The sequence below is a fragment of the Streptomyces sp. A0642 genome (assembly GCF_004795105.1).
Taxonomy (GTDB): Bacteria; Actinomycetota; Actinomycetes; order Streptomycetales; family Streptomycetaceae; genus Streptomyces.
Genome location: NZ_SSBL01000023.1, coordinates 1 through 20,649, shown reverse-complemented (window position 1 = coordinate 20,649; position 20,649 = coordinate 1). Strand labels below are relative to the sequence as shown.

The following is a 20,649-nucleotide window of genomic DNA, read 5'->3' as shown; positions in this document are numbered from 1 at the left end:
CGCGGGGGTCAGAGCGGGGCCTGCCACACCACCGTCGTACCGGTGCCGCCCTCTCCGATCCCGGGCCCGAACCAACTGGCCCCGCCGAGCGATTCCGCCCGGCGGGCAAGGTTCCGCAGCCCGCTGCGCCGCCCGCCCTCCGGAATGCCCACTCCGTCGTCGGCGACCGACAGCCGCACCGCGTCCTGCCCGTCGGGCAGCGTGGCGGTCGCGTCGACGACCACATCGATGCGCGCCGCGTCGGCGTGCCGGAAGGCGTTGGACAGCGCCTCCCGCAGAGCCGCGATCAGATTCTTGCCGGTCAGCTCGCCCACCAGTGAGTCGACCGGTCCGAGGAAGCGGTGGGACGGTTTGAAACCCAGCGGAACCGCCGCCATGTTGATCTCGCGCAGCACGCGGGTACGCAGTCCGGAGGGCGCCTCGGCCGGCTCCTGCTGCAGCGCGAAGATCGCGGTACGGATCTCCTGAATGGTCACGTCCAGTTCGTCGACCGCCCTGCCGACCCCGGTCTGCACCTCCGGCACGTCCGACCCGCGCTGCGCGCTCTCCAGCATCATCCCGGTGGTGAACAACCGCTGGATGACCAGGTCGTGCAGGTCACGGGCGATGCGATCGCGGTCCTCGTAGACCGCGAGCCGCTCCCGGTCGCGCTGTGCCTCGGCCATCATGAGCGCCAGGGCTGCCTGCGAGGCGAACTGGGTGGCGAGGGTCCGCTCGTTCTCCGTGAACGGCCGGCCGCCCCTGGCGCGCGGAGTGGCGAGCGCGCCGAGGACGCGGCCCCCGCTGTGCAGCGGCAGCATCATGCTCGGGCCGAAGCGGTCCGCCAGCCTGGTGATCATGCGGAAGTCGCTGGCCGAGTCGTCGACGAAGACGGCCTCGCCGTTCAGAAGCTTCGCCACCACCGGGCTGTGCGCCGGAATGATCAGCCCGAGCGAGGTGGGCAGGTCGTCCGCGGAGACGGCGACGATCTCCAGTCCCCCGTCGGCGGCGGGCAACAGCACGATGCCCGCCGCCGATCCTGCGAGACGCCGGGCCTGTTCAGCAACGACGGAGAGCGCGTCGTCGGCGTCCCCGCCGGACAGCAGAGCGGTGGTGACGGCCACCGACCCGTCGATCCAGCGCTCGCGCTGCCTGGCCGCCTCGTACAGCCGCGCATTGCCGATGGCGATGCCGGCCTCGGTGGCCAGCACCCGGACCATGTGCAGGTCGTAGTCGTCGAACTCGCCACCGTCCGTCTTCTCGGACAGGTAGAGGTTGCCGAAGATCTCGCCCTGGACCCGGACCGGGACGCCGAGGAAGGTGCGCATGGACGGGTGGCCGGGCGGGAAGCCGGCGAAGCGCGGGTCGGACGTCAGGTCGGCCAGCCGCAGCGGGCGCGGATCGTCGATCAGGGCGCCGAGCAGCCCCCGGTGCCCCTCCGGCCGACGCCCGATGCCGCGCTCCACGGCGTCGGAGACTCCGTACGTGACGAAATCGGTGAGACCTTCGCCCTCCTCGTCCACGACACCGATGGCCGCGTAGCGGGCGTGGGCCAACTCGGCAGCGGTCTCACAGATCCGGTCGAGCGTGGAGTGGAGTTCGAGACCCGTGCCCACCGACCGCATGGCTTCCAGCAGCCGTGGAACGCGGGCGGTGAGTTCGGTGGACAGACCCCCCAGACTGCGGGTCGCCTCGGTCACGGCGTCGAGCGCGTCCGTCGGCCGTATCGCATCCTTCGCGTCCGCCGCATGCTCCGGGTGGTTCGGGTCCTGCTCAGCCATACCCAGAGCGTAATTAGTCGTTTTTAAGGGGGAAAGTCGAGATTTCCCGTCGTACGGACATCTCAGGCATGCGTGACCACCAGCTCACCTGAATCGGCTGTGGTCTCCCGTTCGCGCTCCAGCATCCGGCGCAGCGGCCCGTCCACCGCTGCGAGGGCCTGGTATGAGCCGCGCTGCACGACGGCGCCCGCCTCCAGCACCATCACCTCGTCGACCGCCTCCAGTCCTTCGAGGCGGTGAGTGATCAGTACGGTGGTCCGCCCCTGGGTGGCTTCCAGCAGATCCGCGGTCAGGGCGTCGGCCGTCGGCAGATCGAGGTGCTCGGCCGGCTCGTCCAGGACGAGCACGGGGAAGTCCGTGAGCAGCGCCCTGGCCAGTGCGAGCCGCCGGCGCTGGCCACCGGAGAGGCGGGCGCCGTGCTCGCCGACGAGCGTGTCCAGACCGTCCGGCAGCTCCTGCACCCAGTCGAGCAGCCGGGCCCTGCCGAGGGCGTCACACAGTTCCCCGTCCGTCGCGCCGGTACGGGCCAGCCGCAGGTTCTCCCGGATGGAGCTGTCGAAGATGTGGGCGTCCTGCGCACAGAGGCCGACGAACCGCCGGACCGTGTCCCCGTCCAGGGCTGACGCCGCGACCCCGCCGATCCGGTACGTCCCCGACCGCGCGTCCAGGAAGCGGAGCAGGACCTGGGCGAGTGTGGTCTTCCCGGAACCCGACGCACCGACGACCGCGATACGCCGGCCCGCTTCCAGGGTGAGGTCGACGGATTCCAGGGCGTCGCGCCCGGCTCCGGCGTAGCGCGCGGACAGGCCCCGGACCTCCAGGGGGAAGGGCGACGCGGGAGCCTCGGCGGGGACGGCGGGCTCCCGCACCGGCACCGGGGCGGCCAGCACCTCGAACACCCGCTCCGCACTCCGCTTCACCCGCTGCCGGTACTGCACGGCGAGCGGCAGACCGTTCACGGCTTCGAAGGCGGCCAGCGGGGTGAGGACGACCACGGCCAGCTCCACTCCGGCCAGCCGGCCGTCGGCCACGGCCGGAAGGGCGACGAGGGCGGCGGCGACCACGGTGAGACCGGCGACCAGCGAGCCGAGGCCGCCGCCGAGCGCGGTGGCGGTCGCCGCCCGGGCGGCGATCCGGGTCAGCGCTCCGTCCGCTTCGCTCGTCCGCGCCAGACGGGCCGGAAGGGCGCCGGCGACGGTCAGCTCGGCGGTACCGCCGAGCAGGTCGGTGATCCGGGTGGCCAGATCGGCCCGCGCGGGCGCCAGGCGGCGCTCCGCGTGCCGGGCACAGGCGCCGCTGACGAGCGGGACCCCGACCCCGGCCAGCAGCAGTCCGGCGGCCAGCGCGAGGCCCGCCTCGGGGAGGAGCCAGCCAGTGAATCCGGCGGCTCCCGTGCCGACGACGACCGCGGTCCCGACGGGCAGCAGCCACCGCAGCCAGTAGTCCTGAAGGGTGTCCACATCGGCGACGAGCCGCGAGAGCAGGTCACCCCGCCGGGTACGGCGCAGGCCCGCGGGTGCGATGCGTTCCAGGCTCCGGTAGACACCGACGCGAAGCTCCGCGAGCATCCGGAGCACGGCGTCGTGCGAGACGAGGCGCTCCGCGTAGCGGAAGACCGCCCGCCCGATGCCGAAGGCGCGGGTCGCGGTCACCGCCACCATGAGGTACAGCACGGGGGGCTGTTCGGAGGCGCGGGAGATCAGCCAGCCGGACACGGCCATGAGACCGACGGCCGAGCCCAGGGCGAGGCTTCCGAGCAGCAGAGCCAGGAGCAGCCGGCTGCGCTGTGCACCCGCGGCATCCCTCACCCGCCTGAGGACGTGCCCGGCCCGCGCCGCGGTGTCCCGCACCTCCCCGGCCTCACCCGACGACCGGGTCACCACAGCCGTCGTCCCCGCGTGCCCCGGCTCCGACAACAGCGCGGCTGTCTGCGCCCCCTCCCGATCGGTCCCCGCAACCGGGAGCCGCTCGCTCACTCCTGCCGGTGCCGGCGGCACCACCCGATCCACCCCCGCAGCCGGCACCCGCCCGCCCGGTCCTCCCGGGACCAGCGTCACGACCCGGTCCGCCACCGACAGCAGCGCCGGCCGGTGGACCACCAGCAGCACGGTCCGGCCCGCCGCCAGCCGCCGTACCGCCTCGACGATGCCCGCCTCCGTCTCCCCGTCGAGATTCGCGGTCGGTTCGTCCAGCAGCAGGACCGGCCGATCGGCGAGGAAGGCACGGGCCAGCGCGAGACGCTGGCGCTGGCCGGCGGAGAGTCCCGCGCCGTCCTCGCCGAGGAGCGTGCGGGAGCCGTCCGGCAACGCGGCCACGAAGTCGTACGCCCCGGCGTCCCGCAGCGCGGCCGTCAACGCGCTGTCGTCCGCGCCGGGCCTGGCCATCCGGACGTTCTCCGCGATCGTGCCCGCGAAGAGGTGCGGGTGCTGCGGCACCCAGGCGATCCGTTCGCGCCAGCGCTCGGGGGACAGGTCCGCCAGATCGGTCCCGCCGACCCGCACCCGGCCCTCATCGGGCTCCACGAATCCCAGCAGCACGTTGAGGAGAGTGGACTTGCCGACGCCGCTCGGGCCGGTCAGCGCGACGGTCTCCCCCTCGTCCACGACCAGCGAGGCCCCCGCGAGCGAGGGCTGGGCACGCCCGGCGTGCCGGACGGTCACTCCTTCCAGCTCCAGCCGCAACGAGCCGGGGACGTCCTGCGTACCACCCGTGCGCGGCTCGGTCTCCAGGACGGCGAAGATCTCGTCCGCGGCCGAGAGCCCCTCGGCCGCCGCGTGGTACTGCGCACCCACCTGCCGGAGCGGCAGGTAGGCCTCGGGCGCGAGAATCAGCACCACCAGACCTGTGGAGAGGTCGAGTTCGCCGTGCACCAGCCGCATGCCGATGGTGACGGCGACAAGGGCCACCGACAGCGTCGCAAGGAGTTCCAGGGCGAACGACGACAGGAACGCGATCCGCAGAGTCCTCAGGGTGGCCTGCCGGTACTGCGAGGTGATGGTGCGGATGGACTCGGCCTGCGCCTTGGCCCGGCCGAAGACCTTCAGCGTCGGCAGCCCCGCGACCACGTCGAGGAAGTGCCCCGAGAGCCGGGAGAGCAGCCGCCACTGCCGGTCCATCCGCGACTGGGTGGCCCAGCCGATGAGAATCATGAAGAGCGGGATGAGGGGGAGTGTGACGACGATGATCGCGGCCGAGATCCAGTCCTCGGTGACGACCCTGGCCAGGACGGCCACCGGCACCACCACGGCGAGCCCGAGCTGCGGAAGGTAGCGCGCGAAGTAGTCGTCGAGCGCGTCGATCCCCCGCGTGGCCAGAGCCACCAGTGAACCGGTGCGCCGGCCGCTCAGCCAGTCGGGCCCCAGCTCCGCCGCGCGGGCGAGAAGACGCTCGCGCAGTTCGGATTTGACGGCCGCCCCGGTCCGGTAGGCGGCCAGTTCGGTGAGCCAGGAGACCAGGGCCCGGCCGAGTGCCACCGCGGCGAGCAGAAGGAGCGGCGTGCGCAGCTCCGTACCAGTGAGGCCGTCCTCGAAACCGCCCACCACCACCTCGGCGACGAGCATGGCCTGGGCGATGACCAGCGCCGCTCCAGCGACTCCGAGTGCCACCACCGCTGCCAGGAACAGCCGGGTGGCACGGGCGTGGCGGAGCAGACGCGGATCGATCGGTTTCACGTGAAACACCCCATGAGGCTCGGCTCGGTCAAGGCACTCTCACTGCGCTCAGTGCGCGTCGGCGATGTGCTGCGTACCGATGCGCTTGCGGAACACCCAGTACGTCCAGCCCTGGTACAGCAGCACGACGGGAGTGGCGATCCCCGCACACCACGTCATGATCTTCAGCGTGTACGGGCTGGACGAGGCGTTGGTGACCGTGAGGCTCCATCCGTCGTTCAGGGAGGACGGCATGACGTTCGGGAAGAGTGTCAGGAACAACATGGCAACCGCGGCCGCGATGGTGACCCCGGAGAAGGCGAAGGACCAGCCCTCACGCCCCGCCGCGACGGCTCCGATTGCTGCCACCAGGGCCACCACGGCGACGAGCATCGCGATCAGGCTCCAGCCGTCCCCGTTGTCCGCCTGGGTCCAGATCAGGAACCCCAGAGCGAGAACCGCGGTGACCACGCCCAGCTTCAGCGCCAGCCGGCGCGCCCGGACCCGGATGTCCCCGACCGTCTTGAGCCCGGCGAAGACCGCTCCGTGGAAGGTGAAGAGGAAGAGCGTGACCAGTCCTCCGAGGATCGCGTACGGGTTGAACAGGTCCCAGAAGCTGCCCACGTACTCCATGTCGGCGTCGATCTTCACCCCGCGGACGATGTTCCCGAAGGCCATGCCCCAGAGCAGGGCCGGGATCAGCGAGGTCCAGAAGATCGCGTGCTCCCAGTTGGTCTGCCACTTCGCCTCGGGACGCTTCGCCCGGTACTCGAAGGCGACGCCCCGCACGATCAGGCAGAGCACGATGATCAGGAGCGGGAGGTAGAAGCCGGAGAACAGCGTGGCGTACCACTCGGGGAACGCGGCGAAGGTCGCTCCGCCGGCGCTGAGCAGCCACACCTCGTTGCCGTCCCAGACGGGCCCGATCGTGTTGATCAGAACCCGTCGTTCCTTGCGGTCCCGCGCCAGCAGCTTGGTCAGGACACCGATCCCGAAGTCGAATCCCTCCAGGAAGAAGTAGCCGGTCCAGAGAACGGCGATGAGCACGAACCAGACGTCGTGGAGTTCCATCTCTCTGCTCCCTGCGCTCTCAGTAGGAGAAGGCCATGGGCCGGTCGGCGTCGTCGTGGTCGCCGCCGATCCTGGTGGGCGGATTGAGGTCGGCTTCGGTGAGCTCCGGCGGCCCGGCCTTGACGTACTTCACGAGCAGCCTGACCTCGATGACGGCGAGCACCGCGTACAGCGTCGTGAAGAGGATCATCGAGGTGAGCACCTCGCCCTGCGAGACACCGGGGGACACCGCGTCACGGGTCTGGAGGACGCCGTAGACGACCCAGGGCTGGCGGCCCATCTCGGTGAAGATCCAGCCCCAGGAGTTGGCGATCAAGGGGAAGAGCAGGGTCCACAGCGCGACGATCCAGTAGCACCGGGTGAGCTTGGGGCTCAGCGCCTTGTTCTTGAACAGGACAAGATGCGGGACCTCGTCCTCACCCGTGCGCATCCCCGGCGGCAGCATGAACTTCTTCCGGGTCAGCCAGAGGCCGAGGATCCCGAGGCCGAAGGACGCCATGCCGAAACCGATCATCCACCGGAAGCTCCAGAAGGCGACGGGGATGTTGGGCCGGTAGTCCCCGGGCCCGAACCGTTCCTGCTCGGCCTTGTTGATGTCGTTGATACCGGGGACGTAGGAGTTGAAGTTGTCGTCGGCGAGGAAGGACAGCACGCCGGGAACCGAGATCTCGACCGAGTTGTGCCCCTTGCTGACATCTCCGTACGCGAAGATCGAGAAGGGTGCGGAGTTCTCCCCGTCCCACAGCGCCTCGGCCGCCGCCATCTTCATCGGCTGCTGCTTGAACATCACCTTGCCGAGCTGGTCCCCGCTGACGGCGGTGAGAAGGCCCGCGATCACGACGGTGATGAGCCCCAGCCGCAGCGAGGTCCGCATCACCGGGATGTGCCGCTTGCGCGCCAGGTGGAAGGCGGCGATACCGACCATGAACGCCCCGCCGACGAGGAAGGCCGCCGTGATGGTGTGGAAGAACTGGGCGAGCGCGGTGTTCTGCGTGAGCACGTGCCAGAAGTCGGTGAGCTCGGCCCGTCCGCGTTCCTTGTTGATGCGGTAGCCGACCGGGTGCTGCATCCAGGAGTTGGCCGCCAGGATGAAGTAGGCGGACAGGATGGTGCCGATCGACACCATCCATATGCAGGCCAGATGGATCTTCTTGGGCAGCTTGTCCCAGCCGAAGATCCACAGGCCGATGAACGTGGACTCGAAGAAGAACGCGATCAGCGCCTCGAACGCGAGCGGAGCGCCGAAGATGTCGCCGACGAACCGCGAGTAGTCGGACCAGTTCATTCCGAACTGGAACTCCTGGACGATGCCCGTGACGACGCCCATGGCGATGTTGATCAGGAAGAGCTTTCCCCAGAACTTGGTGGCCCTGAGGTACTTCTCCTTGTTGGTCCGCACCCAGGCGGTCTGCAGGCCGGCGGTGAGCGCGGCGAGAGAGATCGTCAGGGGAACGAAAAGGAAGTGGTAGACGGTGGTCGTTCCGAATTGCCATCGCGCCAGGGTCTCCGGCGCCAGAGCTAGCTCCACGTCGTCTTCTCCTTACGTCGCCGTCACTGAGCCGGGCTTTTGTCCTTTGAATCCGGCTGATCATGGGAGAAAGCAGGACACGCTTGTGAACGCGTTCACATTCACAAGCAAAAGTATGACGCACAGACTTTCGGGCCATCCGACCGGGGGTCCCCCTCCCCGAGGTCCCACCGGCTCCGCCGTGCCGACACCCCCGCCCCGCGCCCGCCCCACGCGAACGGCCCCGCATCTCACGGACGAGATACGGGGCCGGGCGACCGGTGGACCGGGGCAGCCGAAGAAGCCGGAGATCCGGAGATCCGATGAGGGGAGCCGCTACAGCTCCTTGCGGTACGACTCCGTCACCTTCAGGAACAGGTCGTTCGCCTCGTCCTCACCGATCGAGACCCGCACGCCCTCCCCCGCGAACGGCCTGACCACCACACCGGCCTTCTCACAGGCCGCGGCGAAGTCGACCGTACGGTCCCCGAGGCGCAGCCAGACGAAGTTCGCCTGGGACTCCGGCACCGTCCAGCCCTGCCGCACCAGCGTCTCGTACACCCGCTGCCGCTCGCAGACCAGCGATCCCACCCGGCCCAGGAGTTCGTCCTCGGCCCGCAGCGAGGCCACCGCCGCGTCCTGGGCGAGCTGACTGACGCCGAAGGGCACCGCCGTCTTGCGCAGCGCGGCCGCCACCGGCTCGTGCGCCACGGCGAAGCCGACCCGCAGCCCGGCCAGGCCGTACGCCTTGGAAAACGTCCGCAGCACCGCCACGTTGGGCCGGTCCCGGTAGATCTCGATGCCGTCGGGGACCTCGACGTCGCGGACGAACTCCTTGTACGCCTCGTCGAGCACCACGAGCACATCCCCCGGCACCCGGTCGAGGAACCGCTCCAGCTCCGCCCGGCGCACCGCGGTGCCGGTCGGGTTGTTCGGATTGCAGACGAAGATCATCCGGGTCCGGTCGGTGATCGCGTCCGCCATCGCGTCGAGATCGTGCACGTCACCGTCGGTCAGCGGCACCTTCACCGACGTCGCACCGCTGACCTGCGTGATGATCGGGTACGCCTCGAACGACCGCCAGGCGTAGATGACCTCGTCGCCCGGGCCCGAGGTGGCCTGAAGCAGCTGCTGGGCCACGCCCACCGAACCGGTACCGGTGGCCAGGTGCGAGAGGGGCACGCCGAAGCGGTCCGACAGCTCGTTCATCAGGCCGGTGCAGGCCATGTCCGGGTACCGGTTGAAGTGCGCGGCCGCCGCCAGCGCCGACTCCATCACCCCGGGCAGCGGCGGATAGGGGTTCTCGTTGGAGGACAGCTTGAACGCGACCGGTCCGTCCGCCGCGGCCGGCTTGCCCGGCACATAGGCGGGGACGCCATCCAGTTCGGCGCGCAGCTTGGGGCTCGTCTCGCTCACCGCAGGTCCTCCTCGACCGTCCGTACACATCAATACTGCTCACCTTATGAGGATTGGGCGCCCCTGCGAATGGCGGGACCGCGGATTCGCCGGGTGAGCCCCGGAATGAGGGGGGCGCTCGGCGCCATGGCGCGCGCCAGTGGCTCACTCCGTGGCGCGCGTCCCCCGAAGAGGTGAGTTGAGACCTCTTCGAGACCTCCCCCTTTCGGCAGGCCCAGCCGGCCCCATGGGTGACACATGATGGTCCGATCTGACAACTACCTTCATTCACAAGGCGATTGACCGTTGATGACCATGCAGAAACGTGCCTGTCACTGGGTGAATATGCGACCGGACCAAGTGTCCGTCCGAGCCCTACTATCGGCTCGCCATGACAGCAGCAGGGAAGCACCAGGTGAGCCGGACGGAGACCCCCCGGCGCGGCGGCCGACAGGGTCGAGCAGGTATCCGTGACGTAGCCGCCGCCGCCGGGGTCTCCATCACGACCGTCTCCGACGCGCTCAACGGCAAGGGCAGGCTCCCGGACGCCACCCGCAGCCATGTCCGCGAGGTCGCCGAGCGCCTGGGCTACCGCCCTTCCGCCGCGGCCCGCACGCTCCGTACCGGCAAGTCCGGCCTCATCGGCCTGACCGTGACGACCTACGGGGATGAACCTTTCACCTTCACCGAGTTCGCCTACTTCGCCGAAATGGCCAGAGCCGCCACCTCGGCCGCGCTGGCCCGCGGCTACGCCCTCGTCATCCTCCCCGCCACCTCACGCCACGACGTCTGGTCGAACGTCGCACTCGACGGCACCGTCGTCATCGACCCCTCCGACCAGGACCCTGTCGTCACCGAACTCGTGCGCCAGGGGCTCCCCGTCGTCTCCGACGGCCGCCCGGCCGGGACCCTCCCGGTCACCGCATGGGTGGACAACGACCACCGGGCCGCCGTCCTCGACCTCCTGGACCATCTCGCCGCCGCCGGGGCCCGGCGCATCGGCCTGCTCACCGGCACCACCACCGACACGTACACCCGGCTCTCCACCACCGCGTACCTCCACTGGTGCGAGCGCGTCGGCCAGGACCCGGTCTACGAGTCCTACCCCGCGCACGACCCGTGCGCGGGCGCGGTGGCAGCCGACCGCCTGCTGGCCCGCCCGGACCGCCCGGACGCCGTCTACGGCCTCTTCGACCCCAACGGCACGGATCTGCTGGCGGCCGCCCGCCGCTACGGCCTGCGCGTCCCGGAGGACCTGCTGCTCGTCTGCTGCAGCGAGTCCACCGTCTACGCGACGACCGAGCCGCCCATCACCACGCTCTCGCTCAAGCCGAGGCGGATCGGTACGGCGGTCGTCCAGCTGCTCATCGACGCCATCGAAGGCGTCGACCACGACGGGCCGGTGGAACAGGTCATACCGACGGAGCTCATCGTCCGGACGTCCTCGCAACGCCGTCCACCCCGCACCACGGTCAGCGCGCCGCGTTCCCCAGCGGGGGATTGATCAGGCCAATTAGGACCAATCGACCGACGAACCTGGTGTGCGCGCGGATTCACCACCCCTGGTGCGTCACAGAGGACGATCCTCATTCCTATGATGGGCGCACGACACCGCGGACCACCCCGACCAGCAGGGCCCGTCAGGTGTACGGCGGCGCGACGGTGGTGGAGGGGTCGATGACACAGGGGGCCGGTCAGGAACCCGTGGTGCGGACGGCGACGTTGCGCGACTTCCGCGTACCGCCCTATGCGCAGTCGCCTGCGCCGCCCGCCCCGCCGCACCCGGGCAACGCCTTCCCGGAGGGCGAACCGCCGGAGGGGTACACCCCGACCGCGCGCGACCTCCCCGTGATCAGCCGCGAGGACACGGTCCAGGTGCACACCGTGCCCGACCCCCGGCCCGCCCGCGAACCGGGGCTCGGCCCGCTCTACGTCGTCGGTGACGTCCACGGCTATCTGGACGAGCTCCTCGCCGCCCTCACCGAACAGGGACTGGTCGACTCCGAGGGCAACTGGTCCGCGGGCAACGCGCGCCTCTGGTTCCTCGGCGACTTCACCGACCGGGGACCCGACGGAATCGGCGTCATCGATCTCGTGATGCGGCTCTCCGCCGAGGCCGCCGCCGCCGGCGGCTACTGCAAGGCCCTGATGGGCAACCACGAACTCCTGCTCATCGGCGCCAAGCGGTTCGGTGACACGCCCGTCAACTCCGGAGCGGGAACCGCCACCTTCCAGGCCGCCTGGCTGCTCAACGGCGGCCAGAAGACGGACATGGAGCGGCTCCAGGACGTCCACCTCCAGTGGATGTCCCGCCTCGACGCCGTCGTCGAGGAGGACGGGCACCTCCTGATGCACTCGGACACGACGGCGTACCTCGACTACGGATCCACCATCGAGGACGTCAACGACACGGTGCACGCCATTCTCACGCGGAACGACGCCGATGAGTGCTGGGACCTCTTCCGCAAACTGACGAAGCGGTTCGCCTTCCGCGACGAGTCGGGCCCCCAGGCCGTTCAGGAGCTCATGGCGGCCTACGGCGGCCGGCGCGTCGTCCATGGTCACAGCCCCATTCCCTACCTTCTCGGCGAGGTCGGCTCCGAGGACGGCGAAGACAGGTCGGGGCCGCTCGTGGACGGTCCGCACGTGTACGCCGACGGCCTCGCCATCGCCATGGACGGCGGAGTGACCATGGCCGGAAAGCTACTGGTCGTCCAACTCCCGCTGCATGACTGACGCTCGTCGGGGAAGACGCATCCCGACCTGAATACGCCGCGCACTGGGCCTATTTCCGGAAACCCCCTGTCACCCCGTGCCGTGGGCGCTCTACCATCGGCGTACCAGTAGCAGGCTCTCCTCCGTTTCCGCCCGACTGCCCGGTTCGAGCGGGCACACAGGCCCTACGGAGCATCGGGGGATGCACATGAACAGCGCTCCGCACCTGCTGACCGAGGACCGGCCCGAGTACGAGCGGATCCTCGACGACGCACTGCGTCACGCCCATGAACGACCGGATCTGGCCGCTGTCGGTGAACGGCTCAATCCGGTGCAACTGCGCACCATGGCGATGGCGGCCACAGCTCTGATCACCGCGGCGGCCGCTACCGAGTACGAGCATTACGTGAAGGCCCGCGAGGAGATCCGCGCCGCGGCCGCCGGCCCGGACGAGGACGGAGCCCTCGACGCAGGGATCAGCGCCCCGCAGTCGGGCGCCGGCATAGGTGTCGTCATCACCGTCCTGGCCCCGGTGCTGGCGGGCACCGCCTCGGTGATCTTCCTGCTCATCGGCTATGTCCTGAAGGCGCTCGACCCGCCCCCGTCGTTCGCGCGCACCATGGTCGGCGCGGGCTGGTTCTTCGCAGCGGCGACGGCGGCCGCCATCCTCGTGGCCGGCGTGGGCCTCCTCGTGACGGCTCTGCGCAACGGCTCCACGTCCGTGGCGGCCGACGAGCACGGCGAGGAACTGCCGGAGGACGTGGCCCGCGCCAGAGAGGCCTGGCGCCACGCCCTGCTCGAACGGGGCATCCTGCCGTTCCTGCGGGACGCCCTCGCCGACCCGGGAGCCGCCCCGGCAGCGCGCACTCCCTACCGCTCCGCCAACCGCATCCCGAAGATCGGCTACAGCAGGCCGGACTTCTCCAGCCCGGACGACGGCCCGGCCGCGGCGCCCCGTCCGACGTTCACCAGCCCGGACTTCACCAGCCCCGACTTCGGCGGCCCCGAGCACGAGCTGGACTGACCGGGGCCGAACCGGGAGGCCGGCACCGGGCCTCCCGGGCTCGGGAGCGGCAGGGCGCGGACCTCGCGCATGCCGCTCCCCGCCGGACCTACTCCGCGATCGGCAGATAGACCCGGTTGCCCGCCGCCGCGAACTCCTTGGACTTCTCCGCCATGCCGGCCTCGATCTCCGACTGAGAGCCTCCGTGCTCACGCCGGATGTCCTGGGAGATCTTCATCGAGCAGAACTTCGGGCCGCACATCGAGCAGAAGTGCGCCGTCTTCGCCGGCTCGGCCGGCAGCGTCTCGTCGTGGAACTCCCGTGCGGTGTCCGGGTCGAGGGCCAGGTTGAACTGGTCCTCCCAGCGGAATTCGAACCGGGCGTCCGACAACGCGTCGTCCCAGTCCTGTGCTCCCGGGTGCCCCTTGGCGAGGTCCGCCGCATGGGCCGCGATCTTGTAGGTGATGACCCCGGTCTTCACGTCGTCCCGGTTGGGCAGACCGAGGTGCTCCTTGGGCGTCACGTAGCAGAGCATCGCCGTCCCCCACCAGGCGATCATCGCGGCGCCGATGCCCGAGGTGATGTGGTCGTACGCCGGTGCCACATCGGTCGTCAGCGGGCCGAGCGTGTAGAACGGCGCCTCCTCGCAGATCTCCTGCTGGAGGTCGATGTTCTCCTTGATCTTGTGCATCGGGACATGGCCCGGGCCCTCGATCATGGTCTGGACGCCGAAGCGCTTGGCGACGGTGTTCAGTTCGCCGAGCGTGCGCAGCTCCGCGAACTGGGCCTCGTCGTTGGCGTCCGCGATCGAGCCGGGGCGCAGCCCGTCGCCCAGGGAGTACGTGACGTCGTACGAGGCGAGGATCTCGCAGAGCTCCTCGAAGTTCTCGTAGAGGAACGACTCCTTGTGATGCGCGAGGCACCACGCCGCCATGATCGATCCGCCCCGGGAGACGATGCCGGTCTTGCGGCGGGCGGTCAGCGGCACGTACGGCAGGCGCACGCCGGCGTGGACCGTCATGTAGTCGACGCCCTGCTCGGCCTGCTCGATGACGGTGTCCTTGTAGATCTCCCAGGTCAGCTCCTCCGCCCTGCCGTCGACCTTTTCCAGTGCCTGGTAGAGCGGCACGGTGCCGATCGGCACGGGGGAGTTGCGAAGTACCCACTCACGGGTGGTGTGAATGTTGCGGCCGGTGGACAGATCCATGACCGTGTCGGCGCCCCACTTGGTCGCCCAGGTCATCTTGTCCACCTCCTCCTCGATGGAGGACGAGACCGCGGAGTTGCCGATGTTGGCGTTCACCTTCACCAGGAACCGCTTGCCGATGATCATCGGCTCGATCTCCGGGTGGTTGACGTTGGCCGGCAGTACCGCCCGGCCTGCGGCGATCTCCTCGCGCACCACCTCGGGCTCGACGTTCTCCCGGATCGCGACGTACTCCATCTCCGGGGTGATCTCGCCCCGGCGGGCGTACGCGAGCTGGGTGACGGGACGGCCGTCCCGGCTGCGCCGCGGCTGGCGGGGGCGGCCGGGGAAGACGGCGTCCAGATTGCGCAGCCCACCGCGCGGTGAGGTGTGCTTGAGTCCGTCGTCCTCGGGGCGTGCGGGACGTCCCGTGTACTCCTCGGTGTCCCCGCGGGCGATGATCCAGTTCTCCCGCAGCGGTGCCAGGCCGCGGCGGACGTCGGTCTCGGCCGATGGATCGGTGTACGGCCCCGACGTGTCGTACAGGGTCACGTCCTTGCCGTTGGTGAGGTGCACCTGACGGACCGGCACCCGGAGGTCAGGGCGCGAGCCCTGGATGTACCCCTTGTGCCAGCCGATGGACTTCCCGGCCTCGTCGTTCTGCTTCGAGGCAGGCGTGCGTGCGTCCGCTGTGGTCATGAGACCTACTCCCTACGCCGGCATTACCCGGTAACAGGTTCGGCGGTCGGCGCAGCCTGTCCCGTACGGACGTACGGAGATCAGCGCCCTCTCAGCCCGGTGCTCCGAGCTCCCGCGTGTGCAAAGGTGCCACCACGCTAGCGCCCTTGTCGGTGAGCTGGCCAGAGGGCCCCTGGCTTCTTGCGATGATCGGCCGGTGACGTCCCCTCATAACGACCTTCAACCGCAGGGTCATCAGCACGCGCACTCCCACAGCCACGGCCCCGCCGCTCCTGTCTCCAGCCATCTGCGCAAAGTGATCGCCGCCGTGCTGATCCCGGTCGCGGCCGCGGTCGTCGTAGGGCTCGTGGTGCTCTGGCCCGGCGGTGCGCCGGCACACGAACGAACCGGTGTCGGATTCGACCGGCAGACCCACCAGGGGAAGGTGGTGAACATCGACAAGGTGGACTGCAAGGACCTGAACGCCTCTCAGCTGCCCGTCAGCGGCGAGCCCGCGCCACCGGCGCGCGGCGGGACCACCGGCGACGGCGGGGCGGCCCTCTGCAAGAAGGCCACCGTCGAGGTCACGAGCGGCCAGGACAAGGGCCGCACCTTCATCGAGGTCGTCCAGCCGAACGCACCCCGGCAACTGCGGAAGGGTCAGGGGGTGGTCGTCGCATACGCCCCTGACGCGCCCCATGACCTCCAGTACTCCGTGACCGATATCAACCGGAGGTTCCCGCTGCTGCTGCTTGCCGGAGTGTTCGCGCTGGTGGTGGTCGCCGTGGGCAGAATGCGGGGGATCATGGCGCTGGTGGCGCTCGCCCTGTCGTTCGCGGTCCTGACCCTGTTCATCCTTCCGGCCATCCTGCAGGGTTCGAACCCGCTGATCGTGGCCGTGGTCGGGGCCGGGGCCATCATGCTGATCGCGCTCTACATCTGCCATGGCCTGACGGCCCGCACCTCGGTCGCCGTCATCGGCACCTTGATCTCACTGCTGCTGATCGGGCTGCTCGGCTCGCTCTTCATCGGCTGGGCGAGTCTGAGCGGGAACACCGACGACAACACCGGCCTCATCCACGGCCTCTATCCGCACATCGACATGAGCGGACTGCTGCTGGCCGGCGTCATCATCGGTTCCCTGGGGGTGCTCGACGACGTGACGGTCACCCAGACGTCAGCCGTCTGGGAACTGCACCAGGCGGACCCGACGATGGGTGCGAGGAAGCTATATCAGGCGGGGATCAGGATCGGGCGCGACCACATCGCCTCGGTGGTCAACACCCTGGTGCTCGCCTATGCGGGCGCCGCGCTTCCGTTGCTGCTGCTGTTCTCGATCGCCCAGAGCGGCGTGGGGACGGTGGCGAACAGCGAACTGGTGGCGGAGGAGATCGTGCGCACCCTGATCGGCTCGATCGGGCTGGTCGCCTCGGTGCCGGTGACCACCGCGCTCGCGGCCCTGGTCGTCTCCGCGGACCGCACGGGGCCGGCTGGGGATTCCGTAGCTCCGGCACTCGTGCGGAGCGGCAGGGGACGTCGTCGCCGGGCGAAGTCCTGAGTATTCGGACACGGAGAGTGATTCACTCTTTCGGCAGGTGTGCTGTTCGACCCGTATGCAGGCCAGGGACACGGGCTTCGTCAACCAGCGTTCTGTTCCTCGGCCAGAATCCGCCCCAGTGCCTCTTCCAGATTGCCCTCGAAGTCACCCAGCGTGCACTCCTGCCCGAGCGGAACGAGCTTGTCCGTCCGGTCGAGAAAGGCCACGAGAGGTGCCGTGCCGGCCCGGAAGAGTGCACGGTCGGCCCCCACCTGGAGCCGGATGTGGACGTCGGAAAGCCCTTCGGGTTCGGTCGGCCCGATGTGTACATCGCCGTCACCGCTGGGGCTGTTGAGACCGTCGAGCAGCAGCTCACGGCCGAAAGCCCAGGTGACGGGGGCGTCGCCGGGCAGATGGAAGGTCATCCGGATCGCGTACGGATCGCACACTTCGTACCGGAGCTCCACCGGGATACGGAAAGAGAGCTCCTCGGAGACGAGGAAGCTCATCATGACCTCAGCTTGAACCGACTCGCGCATCGTTCAACCCCGCAGTAGATGAATCTGGCCAGGAATGATCCCCCGTGGCCCATTGACGCCATCGTGGTGCACGCGATAGCAGATCACAAGGAGTGATTTTTCAGATACTGATAGAGAACACGAACGAACGCAAGAGGCTGGCCACTTCAGCGCGTAGTCGTTCGACTGCGGGGAGCAACCGTTCTGACTGGTCGAAAGGGACAGAAATGGCCACCGCGGCGGCGGTGAATCCTGCCGCGATCGGGATGGCCGCGCAGACCGTGCCGAGGGCGTACTCCTGTCGCTCGACGACGGGTTCCGTACGCTCCCTCGACCGCAGCCGCTCAAGGAGTTCCGGACGGTCCCGCGCGGAGTAGCGGGTCAGCGGGCGCACCGGGTGCCGGTCCAGGTGGTCCTCGCGTGCCCGCTCGTCGAGCTGGCTCAGCAGGCACTGGCCGATCGCATGGGCATGCCCGGTCTCGCCGAAGGCCGCCCACTCCTCCACCGCGGGTGCCTGCGGGGTGTCCGCGACCGCGACGAGCTCGATCTCGCCCTCACGGTAGACGGCGCAGTACACAGGGGCGCCGATGAGGTCCCTCCACCGCCCCAGGGACTGGGTCATCCGGCTGCGGCGGTTGTGCAGCGCTCCGTCGTCCGCCAGCCGCTCCGCGGCGGCGCCTAAGAGGAAGACACCGTTCTCCCGGCGCAGATATCCCTCGTGGGTCAGTGTGCGCAGCAGGTGGTAGGCGGTGGGGAGGGGAAGCCCCGCTTCCCGCGCGAGCTGCTTGGCCGGGGCCCCGTCGCGATGAGTGCCCACCGCCTCCAGCAGCCTCAGCGCCCGCTGCACCGATCCGATGAGCGTCGGAGCAGAGGTACTCGATGCCGTGGTCAACGGTCACCCCCAGGCATGGTGACGGGCAGTCAACCCGCCTGTGGGGGCCGCCCCCACAGATCTGCCGCAGGCCTGGGGTCCAGAAGGCCGGATGCCGTACAAGCCACTGTTCAGGGTGGCAACTGGCGGTGTTTTCCCAGGTAGTGGCAGCGAGCTGCCACTGTATCGGGAGCATCCGGACAGGGCGCCGTTTCGCCCTCCGCTTAGCTCAGCTGGGCTAATCGCCCGGCCGGTCGTCGTTACCAGTCGCTTCGCGAGGAAGAGGATGACATGAACTTCCGTACGACGAACACGACGCCGCCGACCAGGATCACGAAGAGCAGGACCTTGAACAGCAGTCCGATCACGAAGCCGACGACGCTGGCGATCAGACCGCCGAACACGACGATCGCGATGACGGGCACCGCGATCCATTTCACCCACCAGGGCATTCCCGCGAATATCTCCCGCACGGCCATCGTCCTACCTCGTCTCTGTGAGTTCCTGCTTCGATGCTAGAGGCGTCCGGACGGGCTGCGGGGCCCGCGATCCCTTGAACTCCCCTGATCGAACCCTGAGGGATCCCCGAGACGCGCCCCGCCCTCCACGCGACGCGGCTCAGCCCTCGGGCGGCGAGAAGACCACCATCACGCGCAGGTCCTCGGTGATGTGGTGGAACTTGTGGGCGGCGCCGGCCGGTACGTACACGACACTTCCTCTGGCCACCTGGGTCGTCTCCATGCCGACGGTGATCGAGGCGCGTCCGCTGACGACGAGGTAGACCTCGTCCTGGTTGTGCGGCTGCTGCGGGTCGAGTTCACCGGCGTCCAGGGCGTACAGACCGACCGACATGTTCCGTTCGCGGACGAACTGGAGGTAAGCGCCGTCGTTGGCGGCCCGTTCCGCCTCCAGTTCGTCCAGCCTGAATGCCTTCATGGCCCGTCCGTCCCTTGCCTCTGTCCAGCCGGTGTCCGCCACCGATCATGTCTGCCACGATCAGACACATGAAGAATTTCCTAGTCAAGACGATCGCCAACGCGGGTGCGCTGGCCGTGGCCATCTGGCTCCTCCACGACATCACGCTGACCGGCGGCAGCACCGGGCGCAAGGCACTGACCCTGATCCTGGTCGCGCTGATCTTCGGCTTGGTCAATTTCCTGGTCAAGCCGGTGGTGAAGCTGCTCACGCTGCCGCTCTTCATCCTGACGCTGGGGCTGATCACCCTGGTGGTGAACGCCCTGATGCTGTTGCTGACCTCGTGGCTGGCCGATGTGGTGAACCTGAGCTTCCACGTCGACGGCTTCTGGACCGCCGTCCTCGGTGGTCTGATCATTTCGATCGTGTCCTGGGCCCTGAACGTCGTCCTGCCCGACGAGGACTGAGCCCCGGGCACCTGAAACAGTGACGCTAAGGCCGGCGAGAGACCGGGGAGAGAAGCGAGGACACACATGAGCACCATGGGCGACGGAACACGGGCAGTCCGTGCGGGCCTCCCGGAACCGCAGCAATACGAGCCCACTCTCCCCGGCCCGGTCTTCGCCGCGCACTACCACCTGTCGGGCGAGCCGACCGGGCCCTACACCTACGGCCGCGACACCAACCCGACCTGGACCCACCTGGAGCGGGCCATCGGCGAACTCGAAGCTCCGGGCGAGGACGTCGAGACGACCGTCTTCGCCTCCGGCATGGCGGCGATCTCGGCGGTCCTGCTGTCCCAGGTACGCACCGGCGATGTCGTCGTGCTGCCCGATGACGGCTACCAGGCACTTCCCCTGGTCCGGGCCCAGCTGGATGCCTACGGCGTGAGGGTGCGCACCGCCCCGACCGGGGGCGACGCCCAGCTGGCTCTGCTCGAGGGGGCGCGGCTCCTGTGGCTCGAGACCCCGTCCAACCCCGGCCTCGATGTCTGTGACGTGCGCCGGCTCGTCGACGCGGCGCACGCGGGCGGCACCTTGGTGGCCGTCGACAACACCCTCGCCACCCCGCTCGGCCAGCGCCCGCTGGAGCTCGGCGCCGACTTCTCGGTGGCCAGCGACACCAAGGGCATGACCGGTCACGGTGACGTCCTGCTCGGCCATGTGACGTGCAGGGATCCCGAGCTGGCGGCGGGCGTGCGCCGCTGGCGCAAGGTGGTGGGAGCGATTCCCGGGCCCATGGAAGCCTGGCTCGCTCATCGCTCCCTGGCCACGCTGGAACTTCGGATCGAGCGGCAGTGCGCGAACGCCCTCGTGCTGGCCGAGGCCCTCGCCGAGCGCCCGGAGGTGAGCGGGCTGCGTTACCCCGGCCTGCCCACCGACCCCTCGTACCCCACCGCCGTGCGGCAGATGCGGCGCTTCGGTTCCGTCGTGTCGTTCGTGCTGGCGGACCGCGGGACCGCCGAGCGCTTCCTGTCGGCGCTGCGTCTCGCCGAGGACGCCACCAGCTTCGGAGGCGTACGTTCCACTGCCGAGCGCCGGGCCCGCTGGGGCGGCGACGCCGTGCCGGAAGGCTTCATCCGCTTCTCCGTCGGAGCCGAGAACGCAGCGGACCTGGTAGGCGACGTGGCACGGGCGCTGGACGAGGCCGGCACCGGGAGCTGAGTACCCGCACCGGTGGTACGGGCGGTCCGAGCCTCCCCCCTCGTGGCTCGGACCGCCCCGGTTCTCCGCCTTCTCCACGCGAAGCACCGCCACGACAAGGCTAGTTGACTCAGCGTCAGTGTCCAATCACAGTAGCGACAGCGACCTATCGACATATTTATCGTTGTCCGGGTCCGAAG

General features: G+C 69.3%; 16 protein-coding genes and 1 riboswitch. Of the genes, 6 read left to right on the top strand and 10 right to left on the bottom strand.

Annotated features, from left to right (window positions below; all coding sequences use genetic code 11):
- Positions 1–8: 8 nt before the first annotated feature.
- The 5 genes from E6R60_RS28870 to hisC all read right to left on the bottom strand — a co-directional run bounded on the left by E6R60_RS28870 (position 9) and on the right by hisC (position 9,404).
- Positions 9–1,760, bottom strand: a complete 1,752-nt coding sequence (locus E6R60_RS28870) for a GAF domain-containing protein (protein WP_240802710.1) — start codon at positions 1,758–1,760, stop codon at positions 9–11.
- A 62-nt stretch (positions 1,761–1,822) separates the two neighbouring features.
- A complete protein-coding gene (gene cydD / locus E6R60_RS28865; RefSeq protein WP_136329636.1) occupies positions 1,823–5,431 on the bottom strand; it encodes a thiol reductant ABC exporter subunit CydD in 3,609 nt (1,202 codons plus the stop codon).
- Positions 5,432–5,479: 48 nt separating this feature from the next.
- Complete coding sequence (cydB, locus tag E6R60_RS28860) at positions 5,480–6,481, bottom strand: cytochrome d ubiquinol oxidase subunit II (RefSeq protein WP_136329635.1); 1,002 nt, start codon at positions 6,479–6,481, stop codon at positions 5,480–5,482.
- Between the two features lie 19 nt (positions 6,482–6,500).
- Positions 6,501–8,009, bottom strand: a complete 1,509-nt coding sequence (locus E6R60_RS28855) for a cytochrome ubiquinol oxidase subunit I (protein ID WP_136329634.1) — start codon at positions 8,007–8,009, stop codon at positions 6,501–6,503.
- Positions 8,010–8,324: 315 nt separating this feature from the next.
- The gene (gene hisC, locus E6R60_RS28850) at positions 8,325–9,404 is read right to left on the bottom strand and encodes a histidinol-phosphate transaminase (protein WP_136329633.1); all 1,080 of its coding nucleotides are present in this window, start codon (positions 9,402–9,404) and stop codon (positions 8,325–8,327) included.
- 370 nt (positions 9,405–9,774) lie between these two features.
- Here hisC and E6R60_RS28845 point away from each other — a divergent pair, with 370 nt between their 5' ends.
- The 3 genes from E6R60_RS28845 (at position 9,775) to E6R60_RS28835 (ending at position 13,122) form a co-directional block, all read left to right on the top strand.
- Positions 9,775–10,887, top strand: coding sequence for a LacI family DNA-binding transcriptional regulator (locus E6R60_RS28845; RefSeq protein ID WP_136329632.1), 1,113 nt, complete (start codon positions 9,775–9,777; stop codon positions 10,885–10,887).
- A 173-nt stretch (positions 10,888–11,060) separates the two neighbouring features.
- Positions 11,061–12,119 (top strand): metallophosphoesterase, encoded by a 1,059-nt coding sequence (locus E6R60_RS28840; protein ID WP_136329631.1) that lies wholly within the window; start codon positions 11,061–11,063, stop codon positions 12,117–12,119.
- A gap of 181 nt (positions 12,120–12,300) precedes the next feature.
- Positions 12,301–13,122: a hypothetical protein gene (locus tag E6R60_RS28835; protein WP_136329630.1), complete on the top strand. Its 822-nt coding sequence runs from the start codon at positions 12,301–12,303 to the stop codon at positions 13,120–13,122.
- A gap of 88 nt (positions 13,123–13,210) precedes the next feature.
- On the opposite strand, the gene thiC is transcribed toward E6R60_RS28835, so the two are convergent.
- Complete coding sequence (thiC, locus tag E6R60_RS28830) at positions 13,211–14,986, bottom strand: phosphomethylpyrimidine synthase ThiC (RefSeq protein WP_136329629.1); 1,776 nt, start codon at positions 14,984–14,986, stop codon at positions 13,211–13,213.
- Positions 14,979–15,112: riboswitch (TPP riboswitch) on the bottom strand. (Overlaps the previous gene by 8 nt.)
- 70 nt (positions 15,113–15,182) lie before the next feature.
- On the opposite strand from thiC, the gene E6R60_RS28825 reads away from it, so the two are divergent.
- Positions 15,183–16,523, top strand: coding sequence for a YibE/F family protein (locus E6R60_RS28825; protein WP_136329628.1), 1,341 nt, complete (start codon positions 15,183–15,185; stop codon positions 16,521–16,523).
- 80 nt (positions 16,524–16,603) lie between these two features.
- Here E6R60_RS28825 and E6R60_RS28820 read toward each other — a convergent pair whose 3' ends face one another.
- The 4 genes from E6R60_RS28820 to E6R60_RS28805 all read right to left on the bottom strand — a co-directional run bounded on the left by E6R60_RS28820 (position 16,604) and on the right by E6R60_RS28805 (position 18,827).
- Entirely contained in the window at positions 16,604–17,041 is a 438-nt protein-coding gene (locus E6R60_RS28820) for an SsgA family sporulation/cell division regulator (protein WP_114245561.1), read from the bottom strand.
- A gap of 100 nt (positions 17,042–17,141) precedes the next feature.
- Positions 17,142–17,912, bottom strand: coding sequence for a helix-turn-helix domain-containing protein (locus E6R60_RS28815; RefSeq protein ID WP_136329627.1), 771 nt, complete (start codon positions 17,910–17,912; stop codon positions 17,142–17,144).
- A 239-nt stretch (positions 17,913–18,151) separates the two neighbouring features.
- A complete protein-coding gene (locus tag E6R60_RS28810; RefSeq protein WP_136329626.1) occupies positions 18,152–18,364 on the bottom strand; it encodes a DUF5326 family protein in 213 nt (70 codons plus the stop codon).
- A gap of 145 nt (positions 18,365–18,509) precedes the next feature.
- Complete coding sequence (locus E6R60_RS28805; RefSeq protein WP_136329625.1) at positions 18,510–18,827, bottom strand: cupin domain-containing protein; 318 nt, start codon at positions 18,825–18,827, stop codon at positions 18,510–18,512.
- A gap of 68 nt (positions 18,828–18,895) precedes the next feature.
- On the opposite strand from E6R60_RS28805, the gene E6R60_RS28800 reads away from it, so the two are divergent.
- Together E6R60_RS28800 and E6R60_RS28795 are read left to right on the top strand one after the other, a co-directional pair.
- Positions 18,896–19,273, top strand: coding sequence for a phage holin family protein (locus E6R60_RS28800; RefSeq protein ID WP_136329624.1), 378 nt, complete (start codon positions 18,896–18,898; stop codon positions 19,271–19,273).
- 66 nt (positions 19,274–19,339) lie between these two features.
- Positions 19,340–20,470, top strand: coding sequence for a cystathionine gamma-lyase (locus E6R60_RS28795; RefSeq protein ID WP_136329623.1), 1,131 nt, complete (start codon positions 19,340–19,342; stop codon positions 20,468–20,470).
- Positions 20,471–20,649 lie beyond the last annotated feature (179 nt).